At 70.3% G+C, this 24652-nt stretch carries 22 protein-coding genes and 1 riboswitch; of the genes, 14 read left to right on the top strand and 8 right to left on the bottom strand.

Annotated features, from left to right (window positions below; translation table 11 throughout):
- The first annotated feature begins 94 nt into the window (after nucleotides 1-94).
- Nucleotides 95-754 (top strand): NADPH-dependent F420 reductase, encoded by a 660-nt coding sequence (locus ACIGYR_RS18835; RefSeq protein ID WP_399598117.1) that lies wholly within the window; start codon nucleotides 95-97, stop codon nucleotides 752-754.
- Between the two features lie 65 nt (nucleotides 755-819).
- Here the strand turns inward: ACIGYR_RS18835 and ACIGYR_RS18830 are convergent, their stop codons facing one another.
- Nucleotides 820-1377: a GH25 family lysozyme gene (locus ACIGYR_RS18830; RefSeq protein ID WP_399598119.1), complete on the bottom strand. Its 558-nt coding sequence runs from the start codon at nucleotides 1375-1377 to the stop codon at nucleotides 820-822.
- Nucleotides 1378-1470: 93 nt separating this feature from the next.
- The gene (locus ACIGYR_RS18825) at nucleotides 1471-2502 is read right to left on the bottom strand and encodes a phosphatidylinositol-specific phospholipase C domain-containing protein (protein WP_399598122.1); all 1032 of its coding nucleotides are present in this window, start codon (nucleotides 2500-2502) and stop codon (nucleotides 1471-1473) included.
- Between the two features lie 260 nt (nucleotides 2503-2762).
- Between ACIGYR_RS18825 and ACIGYR_RS18820 the strand changes: the two genes are divergently transcribed.
- The gene (locus ACIGYR_RS18820; RefSeq protein ID WP_399598124.1) at nucleotides 2763-4520 is read left to right on the top strand and encodes a M28 family peptidase; all 1758 of its coding nucleotides are present in this window, start codon (nucleotides 2763-2765) and stop codon (nucleotides 4518-4520) included.
- A 78-nt stretch (nucleotides 4521-4598) separates the two neighbouring features.
- Here the strand turns inward: ACIGYR_RS18820 and ACIGYR_RS18815 are convergent, their stop codons facing one another.
- The 4 genes from ACIGYR_RS18815 to gcvT form a co-directional block, all read right to left on the bottom strand.
- Nucleotides 4599-5966, bottom strand: a complete 1368-nt coding sequence (locus ACIGYR_RS18815) for an L-serine ammonia-lyase (protein WP_391847013.1) — start codon at nucleotides 5964-5966, stop codon at nucleotides 4599-4601.
- 102 nt (nucleotides 5967-6068) lie between these two features.
- The gene (gene glyA, locus ACIGYR_RS18810) at nucleotides 6069-7346 is read right to left on the bottom strand and encodes a serine hydroxymethyltransferase (RefSeq protein ID WP_399598127.1); all 1278 of its coding nucleotides are present in this window, start codon (nucleotides 7344-7346) and stop codon (nucleotides 6069-6071) included.
- 14 nt (nucleotides 7347-7360) lie between these two features.
- Nucleotides 7361-7738 carry a glycine cleavage system protein GcvH gene (gene gcvH / locus ACIGYR_RS18805; protein WP_391847017.1) on the bottom strand — a complete coding sequence of 126 codons (378 nt, stop codon included), beginning with the start codon at nucleotides 7736-7738 and terminating at the stop codon, nucleotides 7361-7363.
- 138 nt (nucleotides 7739-7876) lie between these two features.
- A complete protein-coding gene (gene gcvT / locus ACIGYR_RS18800; RefSeq protein ID WP_391847019.1) occupies nucleotides 7877-8995 on the bottom strand; it encodes a glycine cleavage system aminomethyltransferase GcvT in 1119 nt (372 codons plus the stop codon).
- Nucleotides 8996-9153: 158 nt separating this feature from the next.
- Nucleotides 9154-9250, bottom strand: a riboswitch (glycine riboswitch).
- A gap of 180 nt (nucleotides 9251-9430) precedes the next feature.
- Here gcvT and ACIGYR_RS18795 point away from each other — a divergent pair.
- From ACIGYR_RS18795 to ACIGYR_RS18745, 11 genes are all read left to right on the top strand, one after another.
- Nucleotides 9431-10099 (top strand): AAA family ATPase, encoded by a 669-nt coding sequence (locus tag ACIGYR_RS18795; RefSeq protein WP_399598129.1) that lies wholly within the window; start codon nucleotides 9431-9433, stop codon nucleotides 10097-10099.
- Nucleotides 10100-10165: 66 nt separating this feature from the next.
- Entirely contained in the window at nucleotides 10166-10957 is a 792-nt protein-coding gene (locus ACIGYR_RS18790) for an enhanced serine sensitivity protein SseB (RefSeq protein WP_391847023.1), read from the top strand.
- 195 nt (nucleotides 10958-11152) lie between these two features.
- The gene (locus ACIGYR_RS18785) at nucleotides 11153-11941 is read left to right on the top strand and encodes an enhanced serine sensitivity protein SseB C-terminal domain-containing protein (protein ID WP_391847398.1); all 789 of its coding nucleotides are present in this window, start codon (nucleotides 11153-11155) and stop codon (nucleotides 11939-11941) included.
- A 350-nt stretch (nucleotides 11942-12291) separates the two neighbouring features.
- Nucleotides 12292-13290 (top strand): ABC transporter permease, encoded by a 999-nt coding sequence (locus ACIGYR_RS18780; RefSeq protein WP_391847025.1) that lies wholly within the window; start codon nucleotides 12292-12294, stop codon nucleotides 13288-13290.
- 34 nt (nucleotides 13291-13324) lie between these two features.
- Complete coding sequence (locus tag ACIGYR_RS18775) at nucleotides 13325-15097, top strand: ABC transporter substrate-binding protein (protein ID WP_399598133.1); 1773 nt, start codon at nucleotides 13325-13327, stop codon at nucleotides 15095-15097.
- Between the two features lie 72 nt (nucleotides 15098-15169).
- On the top strand, nucleotides 15170-16177 hold the full coding sequence (locus ACIGYR_RS18770) for an ABC transporter permease (protein ID WP_391847029.1): 1008 nt from the start codon (nucleotides 15170-15172) through the stop codon (nucleotides 16175-16177).
- Complete coding sequence (locus ACIGYR_RS18765) at nucleotides 16174-17268, top strand: ABC transporter ATP-binding protein (RefSeq protein ID WP_391847031.1); 1095 nt, start codon at nucleotides 16174-16176, stop codon at nucleotides 17266-17268. The genes ACIGYR_RS18770 and ACIGYR_RS18765 overlap by 4 nt, the downstream gene beginning before the upstream one ends.
- Nucleotides 17265-18872, top strand: a complete 1608-nt coding sequence (locus ACIGYR_RS18760) for an ABC transporter ATP-binding protein (RefSeq protein WP_399598137.1) — start codon at nucleotides 17265-17267, stop codon at nucleotides 18870-18872. The genes ACIGYR_RS18765 and ACIGYR_RS18760 overlap by 4 nt, the downstream gene beginning before the upstream one ends.
- A gap of 99 nt (nucleotides 18873-18971) precedes the next feature.
- Nucleotides 18972-20363, top strand: a complete 1392-nt coding sequence (locus ACIGYR_RS18755; RefSeq protein WP_399598140.1) for a M1 family metallopeptidase — start codon at nucleotides 18972-18974, stop codon at nucleotides 20361-20363.
- A gap of 47 nt (nucleotides 20364-20410) precedes the next feature.
- A complete protein-coding gene (locus ACIGYR_RS18750) occupies nucleotides 20411-21070 on the top strand; it encodes a trimeric intracellular cation channel family protein (protein ID WP_391847036.1) in 660 nt (219 codons plus the stop codon).
- A 246-nt stretch (nucleotides 21071-21316) separates the two neighbouring features.
- Nucleotides 21317-22177 (top strand): thioesterase family protein, encoded by an 861-nt coding sequence (locus ACIGYR_RS18745; RefSeq protein ID WP_391847038.1) that lies wholly within the window; start codon nucleotides 21317-21319, stop codon nucleotides 22175-22177.
- Here ACIGYR_RS18745 and ACIGYR_RS18740 read toward each other — a convergent pair.
- Entirely contained in the window at nucleotides 22164-22763 is a 600-nt protein-coding gene (locus tag ACIGYR_RS18740) for a TIGR03086 family metal-binding protein (RefSeq protein WP_399598145.1), read from the bottom strand. The two genes, ACIGYR_RS18745 and ACIGYR_RS18740, sit on opposite strands and share 14 nt — an antisense overlap.
- 105 nt (nucleotides 22764-22868) lie before the next feature.
- Here ACIGYR_RS18740 and ACIGYR_RS18735 point away from each other — a divergent pair, with 105 nt between their 5' ends.
- A complete protein-coding gene (locus tag ACIGYR_RS18735) occupies nucleotides 22869-23846 on the top strand; it encodes a helix-turn-helix transcriptional regulator (protein ID WP_399598148.1) in 978 nt (325 codons plus the stop codon).
- 117 nt (nucleotides 23847-23963) lie between these two features.
- Here the strand turns inward: ACIGYR_RS18735 and ACIGYR_RS18730 are convergent, their stop codons facing one another.
- Entirely contained in the window at nucleotides 23964-24590 is a 627-nt protein-coding gene (locus ACIGYR_RS18730) for a TetR family transcriptional regulator (protein WP_391847044.1), read from the bottom strand.
- Between the last annotated feature and the right edge of the window lie 62 nt (nucleotides 24591-24652).

Here is a 24652-nt window from a genome sequence, read left to right as displayed (position 1 = left end):
CGTTCGGCGCCGCGACCGGAATAGGCCGTGTCCCCGCGAGGTTGACCCGGACGACAGAAGCATGCACGTGCATGAAGCATCCGGAAGGTCAGCCATGAAGATCGGCATCATCGGCGCGGGGAACATCGGCGGAAACCTCACCCGGCGGCTCACCGCCCTCGGCCACGATGTGTCCGTCGCCAACTCCCGCGGCCCCGAGACGCTCCGGGAACTGGCCGAGGAGACCGGCGCCACCCCGGTCCTGGCCGCGGACGCCGCCGAGGGCGCCCAGGTCGTGGTCGTCACCGTCCCGCTGAAGGCGGTCCCGGGCCTGCCCGCGGGCCTGCTGGACGGCGCGGCCGAGGGCGCCGCGGTGATCGACACCGGCAACTACTACCCGCAGCGGGACGGCCGGATCGCGGCCATCGAGGACGAGGGCCTCACCGAGAGCGCCTGGACCGAGCAGCACCTCGGGCACCCGGTGATCAAGGCGTTCAACGGCACCTACGCCCAGGACATCCTGGACCGCCACCGCCCCGCGGGCGACCCCGGCCGCATGGCCCTCCCGGTCGCCGGCGACGACGAGGCGGCCAAGCGGACGGTGCGCGGCCTGATCGACGAACTGGGCTTCGACACGGTCGACGCCGGCTCCGTCGCCGACTCCTGGCGCCAGCAGCCCGGCACCCCGGTCTACGGCCTGCGCGGTGACGCGGCCGCGGTACGAAAGGCCCTGTCGGAGGCGTCCCCGGAGCGCCCGGCGGACTTCCGGGGCTGACTCCGGCCGCCGCCGGGGGCGGCCGGGCCGGCGGAGCGCGTGATGCGCGGAACGGGTGGCCCGGCTCAGGCGCCGCCGGCCCACTGTTTCAGCGCGGCCCTGCTCGCGAAGTTCGCCACGTCCTTGTCGTGGGGTTCGCTGGCGTACTGGTGGAACAGCCACTTCGCCTTGATGCGGGGCTTGCCGGCGGTGACGTAGTCGGCGATCCACAGTCCGTCCCCGGCATAGGAGGTGGTGTCCACGGTCAGCCAGAAGCTGCGGTTGCAGTAGAGCACGACCCGGTTGTCCGGCCGTCGTTCCCTCAGCGTGCGGATGAAGCGGTCCTTCTCTGCGTTGCTCGCGTGGGTGCCGTCGCCGGTGAGCTCCCAGTCCACGGCGAGGAGGTCGCCCGGGCGGTCCGGGGCGTGGCGGAGGAAGTAGTCGGCCTGGGCGGTGAGGTCGCCGGGCCACAGGAAGTGGTAGAAGCCGACGACCAGTCCGGCGTCACGGGCGGTCTTCGTCTGCGCGGTCAGGCGGGGATTGGCGTACGAACGCCCCTCCGTCGCCTTGACGAAGGCGAAGGAGAGGCCGTCCGTGTCGTAGGAGGTGGACTGGTAGGCGCTCACGTCGATGCCGTGGAGCATGGGGACTCCCAAAGTGCCGGTGGGGGGAGACAGGAGTTGACTGATGTATGCCCCGGCCCGGCGTGAGCGACCCGCCCTTGGCTCCGGCAGGCGTCAGCCCCGGGCCGCCGTCGCCCCCAGCACCGACGCCGGCTTCGCGGACCAGTCCGAGGTGATGAGGCTCGCGTGGTTCTTGGCCAGCAGAGCGAGCCGTGCGGCGACTTCGGCGTCCGTCGGATTGGTGGAGGAGATCGCCGGGGACACGCTGTGGGCGCCCGTGGTGATCAGGATGTAGTGGTTCGCGGAGTAGAACGAGGTGTCGTAGCCGTTGTTGACGTACGTGGCCGCGTCGCCGTCGAAGAACACGAACCAGGGGCGGATCGAGGTGTCGTACCTGCTGGTGCGCGGGTCGCCGGCGCCGGCGCCCAGGACGACCGGGAACGCCTGGGCCGCGGAGATGTCGCCGGCCGCGGCCAGGTCGCGCAGGTGGTCGCCGTACTCCTCGTCCGTCCAGTAGTGGTCGAACGGGTTGGCCTGCTCCACCGTGCCCGGGATCAGGTCGAAGAGGAACTTGCCCCTGAGGGAGTCCCGGGCCGGCCAGGCGTTGGCCTTCGCCGCCGCGTCCAGCGTTCCGTACGTCCCGCCGAGCAGGTCGGCCGGCTTGTAGACGCTGCTGCCCAGCCTCTGCGCGACGAGCCTGTCGAACTCGTCCGGCCCGAGACCGGCGTTGTTGTTGAAACCGACCTTCAGTTCGACCTTGACGACGATCGGCGGGTGGTCGGGGTGGAGCTGGTTCCAGGCGGCCATGTTGTCCAGGCAGCTGCCGAGGTCCTGGTTGCGGCTCTTGCCGTACAGCTCGCCCGGGGTCTTCGCCGCCTCGCAGTTGTTGTCGTTGCCCAGCGGGTTGCTGTGGCTGACCCGCCAGCGGTGGGTGATGCTGTCGACGTAGACGTCCAGCTCCAGCAGCGAGGCGCCCGAGTCCAGCGCCTGGGCGAAGTACGGGTACTTGGCCTTGTCGTAGGCGTTGTGCGTGCCGATGGCCGTCGTCTCGGAGAATTTCGGCGAGGCCGCGTGGGCGTTGCCCGGCATGACCGCCAGCAGAGCGGCGGCACCCGCGAGCGCCGCCAGCCGTCTCATTACACGCATCCGCCAACGTCCCTTCGTAGTGGCTGAGTTGGCGGCAGCGTAGAGCCGGGTGGTTACCGTGCGGTAGCCCCGGGAGGAACATCGGTCCCGGGGCACGCGTCCGGCGGCCTCCGACGGACGCGCCCCCGTTCCGGCCGGTCCCGCGGTGCGAGGAGTGACTTGCGGTTGGCATGCGCATGATTACCTTGCAACGCGGTACGGCTCATCCGGATCCTCCCCACGCTCACCCCTCGTTTCCTCACACCCCACCAGGAGACACGGTGTTACGGCTACGAAGAATCACCCTGGCAGGCATCTCGCTGGTCACGGCCGCCGCGGGACTCGCGGCGCTGCCCGCGGACGCCGAGGCGGCCTCCCCGGGCCACCACACGGCGGCGGCCCCGGCCCCCACCCTGACCGCGACCGCGCCCGACATCGACGTCACCAGGGTTCAGGCGCACCTCACCGAACTGAACGCCATAGCCGGCCGCAACGGCGGCAACCGCAGGTCGACCGGCCAGGGCTACCGCGACTCGGTCGCCTACGTGAAGGGCAAGCTCCAGGCGGCCGGTTACACCGTCACCGAGCAGCCCTGCACCTCCGGCTGCACCAGCGGCGCCGGACCCAACCTGATCGCCGAATGGCCCAACGGCGACGCGTCACAGGTGTACATGTTCGGCTCGCACCTGGACAGCGTCTCCGCCGGCCCCGGCATCAACGACAACGGCTCCGGCAGCGCGACCCTCCTGGAGGTCGCGCTGAAACTGGCCGAGACCCGTCCCTCGATGGCGGCGCGCGCCCGCTTCGGCTGGTGGACGGACGAGGAACAGGGCCTCAACGGCTCGGACTTCTACGCCCGCTCGCTGACCTCGGCCCAGCGCTCGGCGATCAAGGCGTACTACAACTTCGACATGGTCGCCTCGCCCAACGGCGGTTACTTCATCAACCACATCAACTCCGCCGCCGCCGCGCCCATGAAGGCGTACTGGGACTCGCTGAACCTCCAGCCCGAGGAGAACACCGAGGGCGCGGGCCGCTCCGACGACTACTCCTTCGAGAACTACGGCATCCCGACCTCCGGCTACGCCATGGGTGCGAGCGCCCGCAAGACCTCGGCGCAGGCGGCCAAGTGGGGCGGCACGGCCGGGGCCGCGTACGACGGCTGCTACCACTCCTCCTGCGACACCACCGGCAACATCAACGCCACCGGGCTGAACCGCGCCGCCGACGGCGTCGCCTACACACTGTGGAAGCAGGCGGTGTCGGACACCACCCCGGCGAACGACTTCTCGGTGACGGCGAGCCCCGCCGCGGGCAGCACCGACCCGGGCACCTCGCTGACCACCACCGTCTCCACGGCCACCACCAGCGGCTCGGCGCAGACGGTGAACCTGTCCGCCACCGGCGCCCCGGCGGGTGTCACGGTCGCCTTCAGCCCGTCCGCGGTGACCTCCGGCGCCTCGTCCACGGCGACGGTCTCCGTCGGTTCCTCCGTGCCACCGGGCACGTACGGCCTCACGATCACCGGCACCGGCTCCACCACGCACACCGCGCCGTACACGCTGACCGTCAAGGGCGCGGGCGGCTGCACGACGTCGCAGGTGATCTCCAACGGCGGCTTCGAGAGCGGTACGTCACCGTGGACGGGTGACACCGGTGCGATCGGTTCGTTCAGCGGCCAGTCCGCGCACTCCGGGTCCCGGTACGCCTGGCTGGCCGGCTACGGCTACGCGGCCACCGACGCCATCGGCCAGACGGTGACCGTCCCGGCCGGCTGCACGAAGGCGACCCTGAGGTACTGGCTGCACATCGACACCGCCGAGTCGGGCGCGACGGCGTACGACACCTTCCAGGTCAAGGTCGGCGGAACCGTGAAGCAGACCTACTCCAACGCCCAAGCGGCCACCGGCTACACCGAACACGCCCTGGACCTGAGCCAGTACCTCGGGCAGCAGATCACGCTGACCTTCACCGCCACCGAGGACGCCGGCCTTCAGACCAGCTTCGTCGTCGACGACGCCACCCTGACCACCGGCTGAACCCGCACACGACACCGGAAGGAGGCGGATCCCCCGGGGAATCCGCCTCCTGCACAGCGGGCTCTCGCCCCGGCCCGGCTAGCACTCGATGATGTTCACCGCGAGCCCGCCCCGGGCCGTCTCCTTGTACTTCACGCTCATGTCGGCGCCGGTGTCCTTCATGGTCTTGATGACCTTGTCCAGGGACACCTTGTGCGAGCCGTCGCCGCGCATCGCCATCTTCGCGGCCGTGACCGCCTTCACCGCGGCCATGCCGTTGCGCTCGATGCACGGGATCTGCACCAGGCCGCCGACCGGGTCGCAGGTCAGACCCAGGTTGTGCTCCATGCCGATCTCGGCCGCGTTCTCCACCTGCTCGGGGGAGCCGCCCAGCACCTCGGCGAGGGCACCCGCGGCCATGGAGCAGGCGGAGCCGACCTCGCCCTGGCAGCCGACCTCGGCGCCGGAGATGGACGCGTTCTCCTTGAAGAGCATGCCGATCGCGCCGGCGGCCAGCAGGAAGCGGACGACTCCCTCCTCGTCGGCGCCGGGGACGAAGTTGATGTAGTAGTGCAGGACCGCCGGGATGATGCCGGCCGCGCCGTTGGTCGGGGCCGTGACGACCCGGCCGCCCGCCGCGTTCTCCTCGTTCACCGCCATCGCGTACAGCGTGATCCACTCCATGGCGTGCGCCAGCGGGTCGCCCTCGGCGCGCAGCTGGCGGGCCGAGACGGCGGCGCGGCGGCGGACCTTCAGACCGCCGGGCAGGATGCCCTCACGGGACATGCCGCGCTGCACGCACTCGCGCATCACGCGCCAGATCTCCAGCAGGCCCGCGCGGATCTCCTCCTCGGTGCGCCAGGCCCGCTCGTTCTCCAGCATCAGGGAGGAGATCGACAGGCCCGTCTCCTTGGTCAGGCGGAGCAGCTCGTCGCCGGTGCGGAACGGATACTTCAGGACCGTGTCGTCCAGCACGATGCGGTCCGCTCCGACCGCGTCCTCGTCCACGACGAACCCGCCGCCGACCGAGTAGTACGTCTTCGACAGCACCTCGGCGCCCGTGGCGTCGTACGCCCGGACCGTCATGCCGTTCGCGTGGTAGGGCAGCGCCTTGCGGCGGTGCAGGACCAGGTCGTCGTCGAAGGAGAACGGGATCTCGTGCTCGCCGAGCACCTTCAGACGGCCCGTCGTCTTGATGCTCTCCACCCGCTCGTCGGCTGTCTCCACGTCCACCGTGCGCGGCGAGGCACCCTCCAGGCCGAGCAGCACCGCCTTCGGGGTGCCGTGGCCGTGGCCGGTCGCGCCGAGCGAGCCGTACAGCTCGCAGCGCAGGGACGCGACGGAGTCGAGCAGGTCCTCGTTGCGCAGCCGTCGGGCGAACATGCGCGCCGCGCGCATCGGTCCGACGGTGTGGGAGCTGGACGGGCCGATGCCGATCGAGAACAGGTCGAAGACCGAGATGGCCACGGGTGACTCCTCAATACGGGGGTGGTGCAAAGGGTGGTACAGGGGCGCGGGCACCACGCACGCCGGTACTCCCAGTGTGCGCGGTGCCCCGCGAAAGGTGACCTACTTGTTCAGACCCGGGTACAGCGGGTGCTTGTCGGCGAGCGCCTTCACACGCGCCTTCAGGGCCTCCGCGTCGGCCGCCGGGAAGGGCGAGGGCGCCTTGAGCGTCTCCGCGATCACGTCCGCGACCTCGGCGAAGTCCTCGGCCGTGAAGCCGCGGGTCGCCAGGGCGGGCGTACCGATGCGCAGACCCGAGGTGACCATCGGGGGCCGCGGGTCGTTCGGGACGGCGTTGCGGTTGACCGTGATACCGACCTCGTGGAGCCGGTCCTCGGCCTGCTGGCCGTCCAGCTCGGACTCGCGCAGGTCGACCAGGATCAGGTGCACGTCCGTACCGCCGGACAGCACGTTCACACCGGCCGCGCGGGCGTCGGCGGCCGTCAGACGCTCGGCGAGGATGCGGGCGCCCTCCACCGTACGACGCTGGCGCTCCTTGAAGTCCGCCGAGGCGGCGACCTTGAAGGAGACCGCCTTGGCCGCGATCACGTGCTCCAGGGGGCCGCCCTGGAAGCCCGGGAAGACGGACGAGTTCAGCTTCTTCGCGAAGTCCTTCTTCGCCAGGATGACGCCGCCGCGCGGACCGCCGAGGGTCTTGTGCGTGGTGGACGTCACCACGTCCGCGTACTCGACCGGGTTCGGGTGCAGGCCCGCCGCGACCAGACCGGCGAAGTGCGCCATGTCGACCCACAGGTACGCCTCGACCTCGTCGGCGATCCGGCGGAACTCGGCGAAGTCCAGCTGCCGGGGGTACGCCGACCAGCCCGCGATGATCACCTTCGGGCGGTGCTCCTTGGCGAGCCGCTCGACCTCGGCCATGTCGACCAGGCCGGCGTCGTCCACGTGGTAGGCGACCACGTTGAACTGCTTGCCGGAGAAGTTCAGCCGCATCCCGTGGGTCAGGTGGCCGCCGTGCGCCAGGTCCAGGCCGAGGATGGTGTCCCCGGGCTTGGCCAGGGCGAACAGGGCCGCCTGGTTCGCGGAGGCGCCGGAGTGGGGCTGCACGTTGGCGTACTCGGCGCCGAACAGCTCCTTGATCCGGTCGATGGCGATCTGCTCGGCGACGTCGACGTGCTCGCAGCCGCCGTAGTAGCGGCGGCCCGGGTAGCCCTCGGCGTACTTGTTGGTGAGGACCGAGCCCTGCGCCTCCATCACCGCGAGCGGCGCGAAGTTCTCGGAGGCGATCATCTCCAGGGTCGACTGCTGGCGGTCCAGCTCGGCGTCGACCGCCGCGGCGATCTCCGGGTCCAGCTCGTGCAGGGGGGTGTTCAGGACAGTCATAGGGCCACGACTCCTCAGCCGGCGGTGAAGGCGGAGTACTCGTCGGCGGAGAGCAGCTCGGCCGGCTCCTCCGTGACGCGTACCTTGAACAGCCAGCCGCCCTCGAACGGGGCGGAGTTCACCAGCGACGGGTCGGCGGCGACATCCTCGTTGACCTCGGTGATCTCACCGGTGACCGGCGAGTACAGGTCGGAGACCGACTTCGTCGACTCCAGCTCGCCGCAGGTCTCGCCCGCGGACACCGTGGAGCCGACCTCGGGGAGCTGGACGAAGACGACGTCACCGAGCGCGTTGGCCGCGTGCTCCGTGATGCCGACCGTCGAGACGCCGTCCTCGGCGGCCGACAGCCACTCGTGCTCCTTGCTGTAGCGCAGCTGCTGGGGGTTGCTCATGGCCTGAATTCTCCTGTACGCGCGGGAGTGCTGGTGACGGGGGGACTGCGGAAACCGCTGGTGGGCGGGTGAGTGTGCGCAGGGTCACGCGCCGGCCACGGGACCGGGGCCCCGCGGACACGCAACCGCGCTCAGTGTCTACTTCTGGCGCTTGTAGAACGGCAGCGCCACGACCTGGTACGGCTCGTGGCTGCCCCGGATGTCCACGCCTACACCCTCGGTGCCCGGCGCCGCGTGCGCGGCGTCGACGTAGGCCATGGCGATCGGCTTGCCCAGGGTGGGGGAGGGGGCACCGGAGGTGACCTCGCCGATCACCTGGCCGCCGGAGACGACGGCGTATCCGGCGCGCGGCACCCGGCGGCTCTCGGCGACCAGGCCGACCAGGACCCGGGGCGGCTCGGCGGCGGCACGCTCGGCGGCCCGCGCGAGCGCCTCACGCCCGACGAAGTCGCCCTCCTTCTCGAACTTCACCACGCGCCCGAGCCCGGCGTCGAAGGGGGTCAGGGAGGTGGTCAGCTCGTGCCCGTACAGCGGCATGCCCGCCTCCAGGCGCAGCGTGTCCCGGCAGGACAGGCCGCACGGCACCAGGCCGGCGCCCTCGCCGGCCTTGGTGAGCGCCTGCCACAGTTCGACGGCGTGCTCCGGCTTCACGAACAGCTCGAAGCCGTCCTCGCCGGTGTAGCCGGTGCGGGCGATCAGCGCCGGGACGCCGGCGACGGTGCCGGGGAGGCCGGCGTAGTACTTCAGGCCGTCCAGGTCGGCGTCGGTGACGGACTTCAGGATGCCGGGGGACTCGGGGCCCTGGACCGCGATCAGCGCGTACGCGTCCCGGTCGTCGCGCACCTCGGCGTCGAAGCCCGCCGCGCGCTCGGTCAGCGCGTCCAGCACCACCTGGGCGTTGGAGGCGTTGGCGACCACCATGTACTCGGTCTCGGCCAGCCGGTAGACGATCAGGTCGTCCAGGATGCCGCCGTCGGCCTGGCAGATCATGGTGTAGCGGGCACGGCCGACGCCCACGGAGGCGATGTTGCCGACCAGGGCGAAGTTCAGCAGGGCGGCGGCCCCGGCCCCGGTGACGGTGATCTCGCCCATGTGGGACAGGTCGAAGAGACCGGCCCTGGTCCGCACGGCGACGTGCTCGTCGCGCTCGGAGCCGTAGCGCAGGGGCATGTCCCAGCCGGCGAAGTCGGTCATCGTCGCGCCCAGCGAACGATGCACGGCATCGAGCGCGGTGTGACGGAGTTCGGTACTGCTCATCGGTCGGTCGTCTCCCAAGGCAGACATGGGGCGGGCGAGGAACGTTCCTCCCCATCTGTCATCGGAACCTGAGAGGTTCGCCACGACCGCCACAGGGACGATCACGGCTTGCACCTTGGGTGGGGCCGCTGTCGCAGCGGCCCGCTTTTCAGATGTGCCTCGCCCGCGCGGTAACGGGGCCTGAGAGATTCAAGGGAGGGACTTGCTCCTTCGGCGCCCCAGCGAGGCTGCTGGGAACTCTCCCGCGCGGATTCAAACGGCCGGTATGCAGTTGGCGGGCACATCATTGCACGCCGTACCCCGGCCAGCCAGAGTGTGCTCCTTGTGACCGAGCTGTGGCAGTACGCGCACGAACCGCCGACCGTTGCCCATTACCTTCTCTTTACGTACAACGGGCATGGGGATGACCGGGCCCACAGGGGGAGGACGATCACGGTGAACAGGACATCGGCCTACGCCGCCACTGCCGGCATCGCGGTGCCGAAGCAGCCCTCCGCACCGGCTCGCGAGCGCTGTGCGGACCGCCCCGCCCCGGTCGTCCGCGACCTGCGCGACCGCGCGGGCCGCAGCCCCCGCGCCCTGCTCTTCGCCCCCCGCGACCTCGTGGTGATCACCGGTCTGCCCGGCAGCGGCAAGTCCACCCTGATGCACCGCGCGGTCACCGGCCACCGCATCGACTCCCAGGACACGCGCGACCGCTGGGACGCCCGCGTCCCCCGCCCGCTCCCCTACGCGCTGTACCGCCCGCTGGTCCGCCTCGCCCACTACGCCGGACTGCGCCGGGCCCTGCGCACCGGCGAGGGAGTCGTCGTGCACGACTGCGGCACCCAGCCCTGGGTGCGCGCCTGGCTCGCCCGCGAAGCCCGGCGGCGCGGCGCCACCCTGCACCTGCTCCTCCTCGACGTCACCCCCGACACGGCCCGGCAGGGCCAGCACGAGCGCGGCCGGGGTGTCTCCCGCTACGCCTTCCGCCGCCACCGCCGGACCAGCGGCCGCCTGCTGCGCGCGGTGGAGAGGGGGGAACTGCCCGCCGGCTGCGGTGCGGCGGTGCTGCTCGACCGGGACGCGGCGGACGTCCTGGACCGCGTCGGCTTCACTCGGTGAGGGGCTGTCACAGTCACCCGCTAGCCTTCTTGCTCTCAGCAGTGGTTACCAGCAGGCGGTAGGCAGATGGACTTCCCGGCGGACTTTCCCGCGGACTTCCCGGCACAGGCGCACCCCCACCCGCACGGCGGTTGGCCCGGCAACGAGCTGGAGGAGGTGCTGTCGGCCTCCCTCGGCATCCCCTCGGCGGGCGGCCGGATCATCGAGGTCCTCGGCCGGAGCTTCCTGTGGATACCGCTGCCCAACGGCGGCGGCCCGGACAGCGGCCCGCTGGACCTGCCGACGCTGGACATCGGCGGCCAGGCGTACGTCCCGGTGTTCAGCTCCGAGGAGCAGCTGCGCCAGGTGACCGGTTCCCACATGTCGTACACCATCGCTCCGGCGGTCGAGTTCGCCCGCGGCCTGCCCCCGCAGGTCGGTATCGCCGTCAACCCCGACGGCGTGGTCGGCATACCTCTTCCGCCCGAGGCCGTGGCCGAGCTGTGCCGCGCGGGCCGCACCCCGCTCGACGGCCCCGGCAGCGGCGGCCGGGTCCGCCTCTTCGAGCCCGACTGGCAGGACGACCCGGTCGACTTCCTCGCCGCCGCCTCCGCCGAGTTCGCCGCGACCGGCGTGGTCCTCACCGCCCGCCGCTGCCTCGCCGCCGTCGAGACGGCCGACCCGGTGATGTTCGTGGGCGTGGAACTCTCCCAGTGGGAAGGGGATGTGCGGGCACTTCCGCTGGAAGCCCTGGGCAAGGCTCTCGGCAAAGTCCCGGTCAAGTGGCCGGTCAACCTCGTCCTGCTGGACGTGGCCCAGGACCCGGTGGGCGACTGGCTGAAGACGAACGTCCGGCCCTTCTACCAGTACGGTCACTAGCAGCCGACGCAAGGGCAGCCGACCCGGGAGCGCGGGGAACCGCGCGACGAGCCACCACGCACCCGCACCCGCGCACGGACCCGAGGCCACGCCCCCGTGGGCGCTTAAGCTGTCTCCGAACGCGGGGCACTGAAAAGAAGGGCACGACAGGTGAGCGCGAGCCACAGCGGCAGCGTCAGCGGCAGCGTCGAGCACATGCTGCGCCAGGTCACGCCCGGACGCTACGACGCGTACGAAGCCCTGCTGCGCGCCCTCGCCACCCCCTCCTCGGGCCAGATCTGGATGCTCCTGTGGCACGGCCAGGCCGGCTCCCCGGACGCCCAGTACGGGAACATGGAGGTGGACGGCTCCCACTACGCCCCCTGCGTCACCTCCGCCCAGGAGTTGTCGGCCAGTGGCTGGAACCGTTCCTACGAAGTGGTCGACGGCCTGGACGTGGCCCGCACCCTCTACCCGGACCACTACGGCCTCTGGCTCAACCCGCACACCCCGGGCGGCGGTGTCGGCATCCCCTGGCTGGATCTGCGCCGCATCGCCACCGGTCTGGAGCGACAGCCCGCCGGCCCGCTCCGGCTGTCCGAGCCCGGCATCGAGATCCCGCAGTTCTACGCCCTGCTCGCGCAGAACGCGCACCGCACCCCCGCGCTCCGCTCACTGCGCCGCGCCTGGGTGCAGCCCGCGCTCGGAGCGCCCTATCTCGCCCTCGGCCTCGACGTGTACGACGCCTCGCCCGCCGCGGTCGACTCGGTCCGCGCGATGATGCAGCAGTCCGTCGGCGCGGTCCCGGAGGGGCTGCCGGTGTCGACGGTCGCGATGACCGACGAGCACGACCCGGTGGTGATGTGGATGCGGGTCAACGCCCGCCCCTTCTACGACCGCGAGGCCCACGCCTCCGCGCCGCCGCAGCCCCAGCTCCAGGTGCCGGCCCCGCCGCAGGCACCGGCCGGCGGGTACGGCTATCCGCCGGTGCACGGCGGCTACTGAGCAACCGGGCGGCGGAACCTGTTTTTTGGCCCGGATCGCAAAATCCGCGCGGTCGGCCCGCTTCTGCGCGCGTAGACAGCGGCCGAACGCCCCGAACCGCGCAAATTCGCCCTTGTGCCGCAACTGGACCGTGTCCGAGGGTCGTTACCCACTGTTCGGATAACGGAATCCCCTGGACTGCATCACGGTTGCGCATACTTTCACCGCCAGCTCTGGCGGGTGATCACAGCGACGCTGAAGACTCCCGAGTCAGACAGGAGGTCGAGACCTCCTGATCGATGGCAAGTCGACAAAGCCGCAATCCGCGGCAGGCGCAGGCCGGTCACCACCGGCGAGAGGGGTCGCTCACCGTGACCGCACCGATCGAGACCACCGGAGCAGCAGCCGAGGTGCAGCCTGAGGCTGTGCTGGAGGGTGCCGGTAAGGGGCAGATCGAGGGTCGTTCCCTGGGCCGCATCGCCTGGACCAGGTTCAAGAAGGACAAGGTCGCCGTCGCCGGCGGCGTCATCGTGATCCTGCTGATCCTCCTCGCCGTCCTCGCGCGCCCCATCCAGGCCATGTTCGGGCTCGACCCCAACGCCTTCAACCAGGACCTGATCACCCCTGACACCTCGCTGCCCAAGGGCAGTTGGGGCGGCATGAGCCTGGACCACCCGCTCGGCGTCGACCCGAAGTTCGGCCGGGACATCGCCACCCGCGTCCTGGAGGGCTCCTGGGTGTCGCTGGTGGTCGCCTTCGGCGCCACGATCCTGTCCAACGTGATCGGCGCGATCATGGGTGTCGTCGCCGGCTACTACGGCGGCCGGGTCGACTCGATCATCAGCCGGCTGATGGACACGTTCCTCGCCTTCCCCCTCCTGCTGTTCGCCATCTCCATCTCCGCCACTCTGCAGGGCGGCGCGTTCGGCCTGGAAGGGCTGCCGCTCCACCTGAGCGTGCTGATCTTCGTCATCGGCTTCTTCAACTGGCCGTATCTGGGCCGGATCGTCCGTGGCCAGACCCTCGCCCTGCGCGAACGCGAGTTCGTGGACGCCTCACGGGGCATGGGCGCCAAGGTCCCCTACATCCTGTTCCGGGAACTGCTGCCGAACCTGGTCGGCCCGATCATCGTCTACTCGACGCTGCTCATCCCGACCAACATCCTCTTCGAGGCGTCCCTGAGCTTCCTCGGCGTCGGCATCCAGCCCCCGCAGGCGTCCTGGGGCGGCATGCTCCGTGAAGCGGTCACCTACTACCAGGTCGACCCTCAGTACATGATCGTCCCTGGTCTCGCCATCTTTGTGACCGTCCTGGCCTTCAACCTGCTGGGCGACGGTCTCCGCGATGCTCTCGACCCCCGCAGTCGCTGACGCCTGCCACCGAGAGTCCGAAAAGTTTCCGACAATGGAGGGGAAAGCGCCCATTATGCGAAGGTCAGCGCTGGCCGCGATCGCGGCCATCGGCACCGCCAGCCTGTTTCTTGCGGGTTGCAGCAAGGCCGATGACAACAAGAACGAGAACGGCACCAAGTCGGCCGGGGCCAACGCCGCGACCAAGGGCGTCGTGAACGCGTCGGACAAGAAGGGTGGCACGGTCACCTACGAGATGTCCGACGTCCCGGACTCCTTCGACCCGGGCAACACGTACTACGCGTACATGTACAACCTCAGCCGCCTGTGGGCCCGCCCGCTGATGACCTTCAAGCCGGGCCCCGGCGAAGAGGGCAACACCCTCGTCCCGGACCTCGCGGCGGGCAAGGGCGTGCCGAGCGACGGCGGCAAGACCTGGACGTACAAGCTGCGTCCGGGCCTGAAGTACGAGGACGGCACGCCGATCACCTCGAAGGACGTCAAGTACGCCGTCGAGCGCTCCAACTTCGCGCGTGACGTGCTCTCCCTCGGCCCGAACTACTTCCAGCAGTTCCTGGCCGGCGGCGACAAGTACAAGGGCCCGTACAAGGACAAGAGCGCCAAGGGCCTGTCCTCCATCGAGACGCCCGACGACACCACCATCACCTTCCACCTGAAGCAGGCCTTCCAGGAGTTCGACTACCTGGTCGCCGCCCCGCAGACGGCCCCCGTGCCGCAGGCGAAGGACAAGGGCGTCGACTACGTCAAGAGCATCGTCTCCTCGGGCTCGTACAAGTTCCAGAGCTACGAGGACGGCAAGCAGGCCGTGCTCGTGCGCAACGAGAAGTGGGACGCGAAGACCGACCCGCTGCGCAAGCAGCTGCCGGACAAGATCGTCGTCAAGCTGAAGGTCAACCCGGAGACCATCGACCAGGACGTCATGGCAGGCGACGCCATCGACCTCGTCGGCACCGGCGTCCAGGCCTCCACGCAGGCCGAAGTGCTCACCGACCCCGCCAAGAAGGCCAACACGGACAACACCTACGGTGGCCGTCTCGTCTACATGGCGATCAACACCAAGGTGAAGCCGTTCGACAAGCCCGAGTGCCGCAAGGCCGTCCAGTACGCGATCGACAAGGTGTCGGTGCAGACCGCCGAGGGCGGCCCGATCCGCGGTGACGTCGCCTCCACCGTGCTGCCGCCGGACATCCCGGGCTACGCCAAGTCCGACGTCTACGCCAGCAAGGACAGCAAGGGTGACGCCGCGAAGGCCAAGGCGCAGCTGAAGGCCTGCGGCGCCTCGTCGATCTCGACCAACATCTCGGCGCGTTCGGACCGTCCGCAGGAGATCGACGCGGCCACGGCGATCATCAACTCGCTGAAGAAGGTCGGCATCAACGCCACCCTCAAGCAGTACCCGTCGGGCAAGTACTTCACCGACTACGCGGGTGTGCCGAAGTTCACCGTGAAGCAGAACATCGGCCTGGAGATGATGCAGTGGGGCGCCGACTGGCCCTCCGGCTACGGCTTCCTGCAGCAGATCCTGAACGGCAAGGCGATCAGCCAGTCCGGTAACACCAACCTGTCGCAGTACGACAGCGCTGACGTCAACGCGCTGCTGGGCAAGGCGATCGGCACGCAGGACACCAACGAGCGCAACAGCCTCTACACCCAGATCGACAAGAAGACCATGGACGACGCCGTCCTGGTCCCGCTGACCTACTTCAAGGTCCTGCTGGGCCGCCCGACGAACTACACCAACCTGGTTTCCACGGCGGCCTTCAGCGGTCAGTACGACTACCTCAACATCGGCGTCGCGTCGAAGTAGCAGCCCCGGAAGGCAGGTGAAGGCATTGGTGTCCGCGGGTTTCACAGCCCGCGGACACCAGCGCCGGTCCCCGTGATCTCGTACATCCTCCGCCGGACGTTCGCGGCAGTGATCCTGCTGCTGGTCGTCTCCGCGGTCACCTTCGCCATCTTCTTCCTGCTGCCACGGCTCGCCGGCCAGACAGCGGACCAGCTGGCGCAGCAGTACATCGGCAAGAGCCCGTCGCAGGCGGACATCGATGCCGTCAAGCACAACCTCGGTCTGGACCAGCCTGTCTACGTCCAGTACTGGCACTTCATCAAGGGGATCGTGGCCGGCGCCACCTATGACCTCGGCCCCACCACGGTGCACTGCGACGCACCCTGCTTCGGCTACTCCTTCAAGAACCACCAGGCGGTCTGGCCGGAGCTCACCTCGCGTATCCCCATCACTCTCTCGCTCGCCGTGGGCGCCGCCGTGCTGTGGCTGGTCTCCGGCGTGGTGGCCGGTGTCATCTCCGCGCTGAAGCCGCGCTCGTTCTACGACCGCGCCTTCATGGGTATCGCGCTCTCCGGCGTCTCACTGCCCATGTTCTTCACGGGCAACCTGGCTCTCCTGCTCTTCACCGTCAAGCTGCCGATCTTCGGCCGCACCTACGTCCCGTTCACCGAGAACCCGGCACAGTGGGCCAACACGCTCTTCCCGGCGTGGTGTTCGCTGGCCCTGCTGTACTCCGCCATCTACGCGCGGCTGACCCGCTCGGGAATGCTGGAGACGATGAACGAGGACTTCATCCGCACGGCCCGTGCCAAGGGTCTGCGGGAGCGCACCGTGGTCACCCGGCACGGTCTGCGCGCCGCCCTGACCCCCATCATCACGGTCTTCGGCATGGACATCGGCCTGCTGCTCGGCGGTGCCGTGATCACGGAGTACGTGTTCTCGCTGCCCGGCGTCGGCCAGTACGCGGTGCAGGGCATCACCGACAACGACCTGCCCAAGATCCTCGGTGTGACCCTGCTCGCCGCCTTCTTCGTCGTCTTCGCAAATCTTGTGGTGGACGTGCTCTACGCCGCCGCCGACCCGCGGGTGAGGCTCTCGTGACCGAACTCTCCAAGACCGGCGCCGCAGTGGGCGAGCCCACCTCCGGCCGCCAGGCACCCGAAGCCTTCCTGGAGGTCCGCGACCTCAAGGTGCACTTCCCGACCGACGACGGCGTGGTCAAGTCCGTCGACGGGCTCAGCTTCTCGCTGGAGAAGGGCAAGACCCTCGCCATCGTCGGCGAGTCCGGCTCCGGCAAGTCCGTCACCTCGCAGGCGATCATGGGCCTGCACCGCCTCGGCACGCGCGGCAAGAACGTGCAGATGTCCGGCGAGATCTGGCTGGACGGCCAGGAACTGGTCTCCGCCGCCCCGGACGAGGTGCGCAAGCTCCGCGGCCGGGAGATGTCGATGATCTTCCAGGACCCGCTGTCCGCGATGCACCCCTACTACAAGATCGGCGACCAGATCGTCGAGGCGTACCGGGTGCACCACAAGGTCAGCAAGAAGGTCGCCCGTGCCCGGGCCATCGAGATGCTCGACCGCGTCGGCATCCCCGAGCCGGCCAAGCGCGTCGACGGCTACCCGCACGAGTTCTCCGGCGGTATGCGCCAGCGCGCCATGATCGCCATGGCGCTGGTGAACAACCCCGAGCTGCTCATCGCGGACGAGCCGACCACCGCGCTCGACGTGACCGTCCAGGCGCAGATCCTCGACCTGATCCGCGACCTGCAGAAGGAGTTCGGCTCCGCGGTCATCATGATCACCCACGATCTCGGCGTGGTCGCCGAGATCGCCGACGACGTCCTCGTGATGTACGGCGGCCGGTGTGTCGAACGCGGCGCGGCCGACGAGGTCTTCGAGCGGCCGCAGCACCCCTACACCTGGGGCCTGCTCGGTTCGATGCCCCGCATCGACCGCGAGACCTCCGAACGGCTCATCCCGGTCAAGGGCTCCCCGCCGAGCCTCATCAACGTCCCCTCGGGCTGCGCCTTCCACCCGCGCTGCCCGTACGCGGACATCCCCAAGGGGAACGTCACCCGCACGGTGCGCCCCGAGCTGGAGCAGGTGAGCACCGGGCACTGGTCCGCGTGCCACCTCCCGGCGGAGGACCGTGAGCGGATCTGGACCGAAGAGATTGCGCCGAAGCTGTGAGTGAGACCAAGAAGACGGACACCGTCGCCGAGGCCGCGGTCCCGAAGCAGGCGTCGGCTCCCGACGAGCGTGAGGTGCTGCTCAGGGTCGAGGGCCTGACCAAGCACTTCCCGATCAAGAAGGGCATCCTGCAGCGCCAGGTCGGCGCCGTGAAGGCCGTCGACGGCATCGACTTCGAGGTGCGCAAGGGCGAGACCCTGGGCGTGGTCGGCGAGTCGGGCTGCGGCAAGTCGACCATGGGCCGGGTCATCACCCGCCTCCAGGACCCGACCGGCGGGAAGATCACCTTCGAGGGCCAGGACATCACGCGGCTGAGCACCGGGCAGATGCGTCCGCTGCGCCGCGACATCCAGATGATCTTCCAGGACCCCTACGGCTCCCTGAACCCCCGCCACACCATCGGCTCGATCGTCTCGGCGCCCTTCCGGCTCCAGGGCGTGGAGCCCGAGGGCGGGGTGAAGAAGGAGGTCCAGGGACTCCTCGAACTCGTCGGCCTCAGCCCCGAGCACTACAACCGCTACCCGCACGAGTTCTCCGGCGGCCAGCGCCAGCGCATCGGCATCGCCCGCGCGCTGGCCCTGAAGCCGAAGCTGGTCGTGGCGGACGAGCCGGTCTCCGCGCTGGACGTGTCGATCCAGGCTCAGGTCGTGAACCTGATGGACGACCTCCAGCAGGAGCTGGGCCTGACCTACGTGATCATCGCGCACGACCTCTCGGTCGTCCGGCACGTCTCGGACCGCATCGCGGTGATGTACCTCGGCAAGATCGTGGAACTCGCCGACCGCACCTCGCTGTACGAGGCGCCGATGCACCCGTACACCAAGGCGCTGATGTCGGCGGTGCCGGTGCCGGACACCAAGCGCCGGGGCCAGAAGAGCGAGCGCATCCTGCTCCGCGGCGACGTGCCCTCGCCCATCGCCCCGCCCTCCGGCTGCCGCTTCCACACCCGGTGCTGGAAGGCGACGGAGATCTGCCGGACGACCGAGCCGCAGCTCGTTGAGCTGAGGCCGGGTCAGCGGGTCGCGTGCCACCACCCGGAGAACTTCGCCGACCAGGCGCCGCAGGACACGGTCCTGCTGTCGGCGGCGAAGAAGGCGTCGGAGCTGGTGCCGGACGCGGTCACCGCCGGCGACTCGGCCGAGGAGGCTCCGGCGGCCGAGAAGACGGCGGCGGCGGAGAAGGCTTCGGCGGCCGAGGAGGCTCCGGCGGCTGAGAAGACGGCGGCGGTCGAGAAGACGGCGGCGGTCAAGAAGGCTCCAGCGGTCGAGAAGACGGCGGCGGTCGAGGAGGCTCCGGCGGTCGAGGAGGCTCCGGCGGCCGAGAAGGCTGCCGTGGCCGAGGAGACCCCGGCCGCGGAGGACGTCACGCTCGCCGAGGAGGTCGCGGCCGAGGAGGCCGCCGCGGCGGAGGGTTCCGCCGAGAAGACCGGCCCCGGCGCGAAGACCTCGACCGAGAAGGCCGCGCCCGCGTCCGGTACGCCTGCCGAGGAGTCCACCGACGCCACCGGTGCCGCCGCCGACGCTCCCGCCGAGGAGCCGGCGGCCGCCGCCGAGGAGACGGCTCGTCAGACCGGCACCGACGCCCAGGAGTCAACCGACAAGTAGCACATGACGACTGGGCAAAGTCATGTACATGCCTGAACGGGAGAGTGCAGAGTCGTCCGTGTCCGAGTACTGATCGGCACACGCTCGAAAGGGACGACCATGGCACTCTCCCGTTCGGCACGCATCGGGGCTGTCGTCACCGCGACGGCCTCCTTCTTCGTCATCGCCGCCTCCTCCGCCCCCACTCCCGGCGCATCCGGCATCGGCGACCCCTACTTCCCCCGGCTCGGCAACGGCGGCTTCGACGCTCGCCACTACGACCTGGACATCGCCTACGCCCCGGACACCGGCCGCCTGGACGGCCGTACGACCCTGCGCGCGCGTGCGACGCAGAACCTCTCCTCCTTCGACCTCGACCTGCAGCAGCTTCAGGTCACGCGGGTCGAAGTGGACGGCAGAGAAGCCCGGTTCACCCGCGACGGCGACGAGATCACCGTCACTCCGCGCAGTGTCCTGCGCAGGGGCCGTACCTTCACCGTCTCCGTCACCTACGGCGGCGTACCCGAAGCCCTGGGCGGCCCGATCGTGTTCGGCTCCAAGTACGGCTGGATGAAGACCGGCGACGGCGTCTTCGTCGCCTGCGAGCCCAACGCCGCCTCCACCTGGTTCCCCTCCAGCGACCACCCCGCCGACAAGGCCACGTACGACATCCGGATCAAGGCGCCCAAGGGCCTGACCGGCGTCTCCAACGGCCGGCTCGTGTCGACGTACGACCGGCACGGTTCGACGTACACGCACTGGCGGGAGAGCCGGCCGATGGCCACGTACCTCGCCACCGCCACCATCGGGAAGTTCGACGTGCGCACCGGGCGGACCCCCGGCGGCATCCCGGTGTACGTCGCCATAGACCCCGTGCTCAAGGACGGCAACAGCGTCGACGTGTACGCCGTCACCTCCGCCGCCACCGACTACTGGTCGCAGGTCTTCGGGCCGTACCCCTTCGAGGAGACCGGGGCCATCGTCGACGACATGCCCGAGGCCGGGTTCTCGCTGGAGGTGCAGAGCAAGCCCGCCTACTCGGCCGTGCGCAACGAGACGACCATCGTGCACGAACTGGCCCACCAGTGGTTCGGCGACTCCGTCAGCGTGGCGCAGTGGAAGGACATCTGGCTGAACGAGGGCTTCGCCACCTACGCCCAGTGGCTGTGGGCCGAGCACCAGGGCACCCGCTCCGCCCACGACTCCTTCCTCGCGGGCTACGGCTCCCGGCCCGCCGACTCCTCCTTCTGGCAGATCAAGGTGGCCGACCCGCAGCGCGACACCATGTTCGCCTCCGCCGTCTACCAGCGCGGCGCGATGACGCTCCAGGCGCTGCGCGAGCGGATCGGCGACACCGCCTTCTTCCGGCTGCTGCCCGCCTGGACGAAGCTCCACCGGTATGGCAACGCCGACACCGCCGACTTCATCCGCCTCGCCGAGCGCGTCAGCGGGCGGCAACTGGACGATCTCTTCGACGCCTGGCTGTTCACCACAGGGAAGCCCGCCCTGTGAGCCTGGCTTTGTAAGGTTCACCGCTCCTGACAGGTGAGAATGTCAGGGTGCAGCTCCAGCTACTCTTCAGTCCCTCCGTCCAGCACACGCTCGATGTGATCGGCATCTTCGTGTTCGCGATCTCCGGCGCGCTGCTGGCCGTCCGGAAGAACTTCGACGTCTTCGGCATCGCCGTCCTCGCCGAGGTCACCGCGCTGGGCGGCGGGCTGTTCCGCGACCTGGTCATCGGTGCCGTACCCCCGGCCGCCTTCACGGACCTCGGGTACTTCCTCACCCCGCTGATCGCCACACTCGTCGTCTTCTTCCTGCACCCGCACGTGGAGCGCATCCAGGCGGCGGTGCTCGTCTTCGACGCGGCCGGCCTCGGCCTGTTCTGCGTCAGCGGGACGACGAAGGCGTACAGCTACGGCCTCGGCCTGACCGCGTCGGCGACGCTGGGCCTCGCCACCGCCGTGGGCGGCGGCGTGCTGCGGGACGTGCTGGCCAACGAGGTGCCCTCGCTGCTGCGCTGGGACCGCGACCTGTACGCGGTCCCGGCGATCGTCGGCGCCACGATGGTCGTCCTGTGCCTCCGCTACGACGCGCTGACCCCGTTCACCAGCGGGCTCGCGGTGATCACGGCTTTCGCGCTGCGGCTGCTCGCGATGCGGTTCCACTGGCGAGCGCCGCGTGCCTGGAACCGGCGGTCGACGGTGTCCGAGGAGTAGACCTCACGACGGAGGTGTCGCGCCCCCTGGCACGGCTCCGGCCGGTCTGCAGGGTCAGCCGGCGGAAGACGGTGCCGACCTGCGGGCGCCACAGCGCCATGGTGTGCCCGCCCGCGTCGCGCGGCAGGAACACCACGCGCACGGTGGTGCGAGAAATGGCCGGACTCTCACCCGTGGGGAAGGTCACCGCAGCGGCCGTTCCCGCAAAAGCTACCGCTTAGTAGTTTTCTGCTGTACCGTTCACGCATGCCAGAAGCAGCTACCGCCTCCGCGACGCGGGCCGTGATCGGCGACAGCGAGTTCGACCGTGACACGGCGGTCGTCCGGCGCGAGCCCGGCGTCTACGACATCGACCTCTCGGCCGGCTGGACCATCATCAGCGCCGTCAACGGCGGCTACCTGCTGGCCGTGCTGGGCCGGGCCCTCGCGGACACCCTGCCGCACGCGGATCCCTTCTCCGTCTCCGCGCACTATCTGACCGCCTCCCAGCCCGGCCCGGCGGTCATCCGCACCGAGACCGTCCGGGCCGGCCGGACCCTCTCCACCGGCCAGGCATCGCTCTTCCAGTACGACGACGAGGGCAACGAGGTCGAACGCATCCGCGTCCTCGCCTCCTACGGCGATCTCGCCGCCCTCCCCGACGACGTCCGCACCACCGCCACGCCGCCCCGGATCCCGCCGCTGGAGCAATGCTTCGGCGCCGAGGACGGACCCGCCCCGGTCGACGGCAGTTCCGCCATCGCCGACCGGCTGATGCTCAAGCTGGACCCCGCCACCCTCGGCTGGGCGCTCGGCACGCCTTCCGGCAAGGGCGAGATGCGCGCCTGGTTCGGCCTCGCCGACGGCCGCGACGCCGACCCGCTCTCGCTGCTCCTCGCCGTGGACGCCCTGCCGCCCACCGCCTTCGAGCTGGGCCTGAAGGGCTGGGTCCCGACCGTGGAGCTCACCGTCCACGTCCGGCACCGCCCGGCCCCCGGCCCGCTGCGGGTGTCGATCATCACCCGCAACCTGGCCGGCGGCTTCCTGGAGGAGGACGCCGAGGTGTGGGACAGCGAGGACCGGCTGGTCGCGCAGTCCCGCCAGCTGGCCCGGGTCAGGCTCGGCTGAGCGGGGTGCGGCCGAGCCAGGCCGCCAACCGCTCGTAGGCGCCGGCCTCCGCGGGCACCTCGCGCCGGGTGCCGAAGGGGGTCTGCTCGTCACGGGGCCGGGAGTCGGGCAGCACGGTGCGCGCTGTGGTGAGGGCGAAGTCGGCCAGCTCCGGGTCGAGTGCGAACGGATGCCCGACGGCCTCGGCCAGGTCCCAGGTGTGGGTGACGATCTCCATGACGTAGCCCGACAGGGCCGCGTGCCCCGGGACCTCACCCCAGGGCACCCGCACCGCGGACGTCATCCGCTCGTCGCTCGTCCACGCCTTCAGGACGCGGGCGCGCACCTCGTCGTAGGCCGCCGTCCAGCCGTCGTCCGCGACGCCCTCGGCGGACGGTGTCACCGCGAGCCCGTCACCGCCCTCGCCGACGACCGCGATCCGCCGGGTGCCGCCGACGATGTGGCCGAGCAGCCCACGGACGTCGAACTCGGCGCAGGGCGTCGGCCGTTCGAGCTGCTCGGGGCGTACGGTCCGGATGACGGCCGCCGCCTGCTCGGTGGCCCGCGTGTAGACGGGGCGGGGGTCGACGAAGTCGTTGCTGGTCATGATGTGCCTCTCTGGCCGGTGCTCGATACGGACAGGATGGGCAGATAACCTGACAGTTTCCGTCAGGATTTGCCCAGTCGAGGCCGCACGGCGGATTCTGACGGGGTGAAGTCCGACCGGCTGCTGTCCATCCTGCTGCTCCTGCAGACCCGGGGCCGCGTCCCCGCGCCCGAACTCGCCGAGCGGCTGGAGGTGTCGGTCCGCACCATCTACCGGGACGTCGAGGCACTGTCCGCCGCCGGGGTCCCGGTGTACGCCGAGCGCGGCCGGCACGGCGGGATCGAACTCCTCGCCGGCTTCCGCACCGACGTCACGGGACTGACCGTCGACGAGTCCCGGGCCCTGTTCATCCTGGCCGCCCAGGGTGCCCACGCCGCGCTCGGTCTCGACGCGGCCCTCGGCTCGGCCCTGCGCAAGGTGATGGCCGCGCTTCCGGCACCGCACCGCCCCGCCGCCGAGATCGCCGGCCGTCGCGTCCTGGTCGACGCCACCCGCTGGATGAGCGGCCCGCAGCAGGCCGTCGACCTGGAGGTGCTCCAGGACGCGGTGTTCTCCGACCGGCGGCTCAGGCTGCGCTACCGGCACAGCGGGGAGCAGGAGCCGCGCACGTACACCGTGGATCCGTACGGCCTCGTCGCCAAGGCCGGTGTCTGGTACCTGGTCGCCGACCGGCGCGGGCGGCCGGGGCTGTTCCGCGCCGACCGGGTGCGCTCGGCCCACCTGCTGGACGAGCCCGTCCGGCGCCGGCCTGGGGCCGAACTCGCCGACGTGTGGGAGGCGTTGCGCCGGCAGGTGGAGGACCGGGAGAACGAGATCGAGGTCACTGTGCGGATACGGCGCGACCTGCTCGACATGTTCCAGCGGATCGTCACGGCCCAGCTGACGGCTCTGCCCGACGGCGACGGGAAGAGCGAGTGGGTCACCGCGCGGCTGGCCTACCCGTCGCTCCGGGCGGTACGCCAACTCCTCGCCTTCTCCGACCGGGTGGAACTCCTGGACCCGCCCGAGGCGCGCGCGGAACTGCTGGCGGCGGCCCGTTCCGTCACGGCCCTGTACCGGGACACGGGTCCGCCCGACCGCTGAAACCGCCGCCGGGAAAGAACGCCCGGGGCGTCTTCCGCCCGGCTGAGTACCTACGGGGACCGCGGTCGGGGGGGACCGCTCGGGGGTGCTCCGCCGGCCGAGTACCGGCGGGCCGGCTCAGTCGAGCCAGTGGCCCCGGCCGATGGTGATGAGGCGCAGCTGGCGGGCGGCGAGCTGTTTCACCCGCTCCCGCTCCTGCGCCGGTGCCTCCAGCGCCTCCAGGAACAGGGAGGCGGTGATGAGCATCTGGTCGACGTAGAGGTGCGCGAGCATCAGCAGGTCGTCGTCGCTCCAGCCCACCGCCTCCGGATCCTTGGCCAGCTCCGCCTTCACCTCCTCGGCGAACCGCAGCAACTGGGCGCGGATGGCCTCGCGCACCGGCTGGACGCCGCCATGCCGTTCCCGGGCGATGAAACGCACATGCGCGGGGTGCGCGTCCACATGACCGGCGATCAGTTCGATGGCGCGCGTGATGCGCTCCTCGCTGTCGCCCGTCGTGGACACCGTCGTCCGCACCATCGGATGCAGGCTGCCCAGCGCCTCGTCCACCAGGGCCACCCCGAGATCGGCGGTCGAGCGGAAGTGCCGGTAGAAGGCGGTCGGGGCGACGCCGACGGCCCGGGTGACCTCGCGCAGGCCCAGACTGCTCAGGCTCTGCTCCTCCAGCAGACTGAGCGCCGCGTCGAGGAACGCCTGCCGGGTCTTCTGCTTCTGGGCCTGCCGGATGCCGAGGGTGTGACTCATGTCATCCAGTTAACAACTGTTCTCTGGAATTGAAAAGCCGCCGGGAGCGCTAGACTCGAAGT

Origin of the sequence: Streptomyces sp. NPDC053076, assembly GCF_044546845.1 — a bacterium.
Lineage (GTDB): Bacteria > Actinomycetota > Actinomycetes > Streptomycetales > Streptomycetaceae > Streptomyces.
Note: the sequence above shows the minus strand (reverse complement) of the source record. Positions and strands in the feature narration are given on the sequence as shown.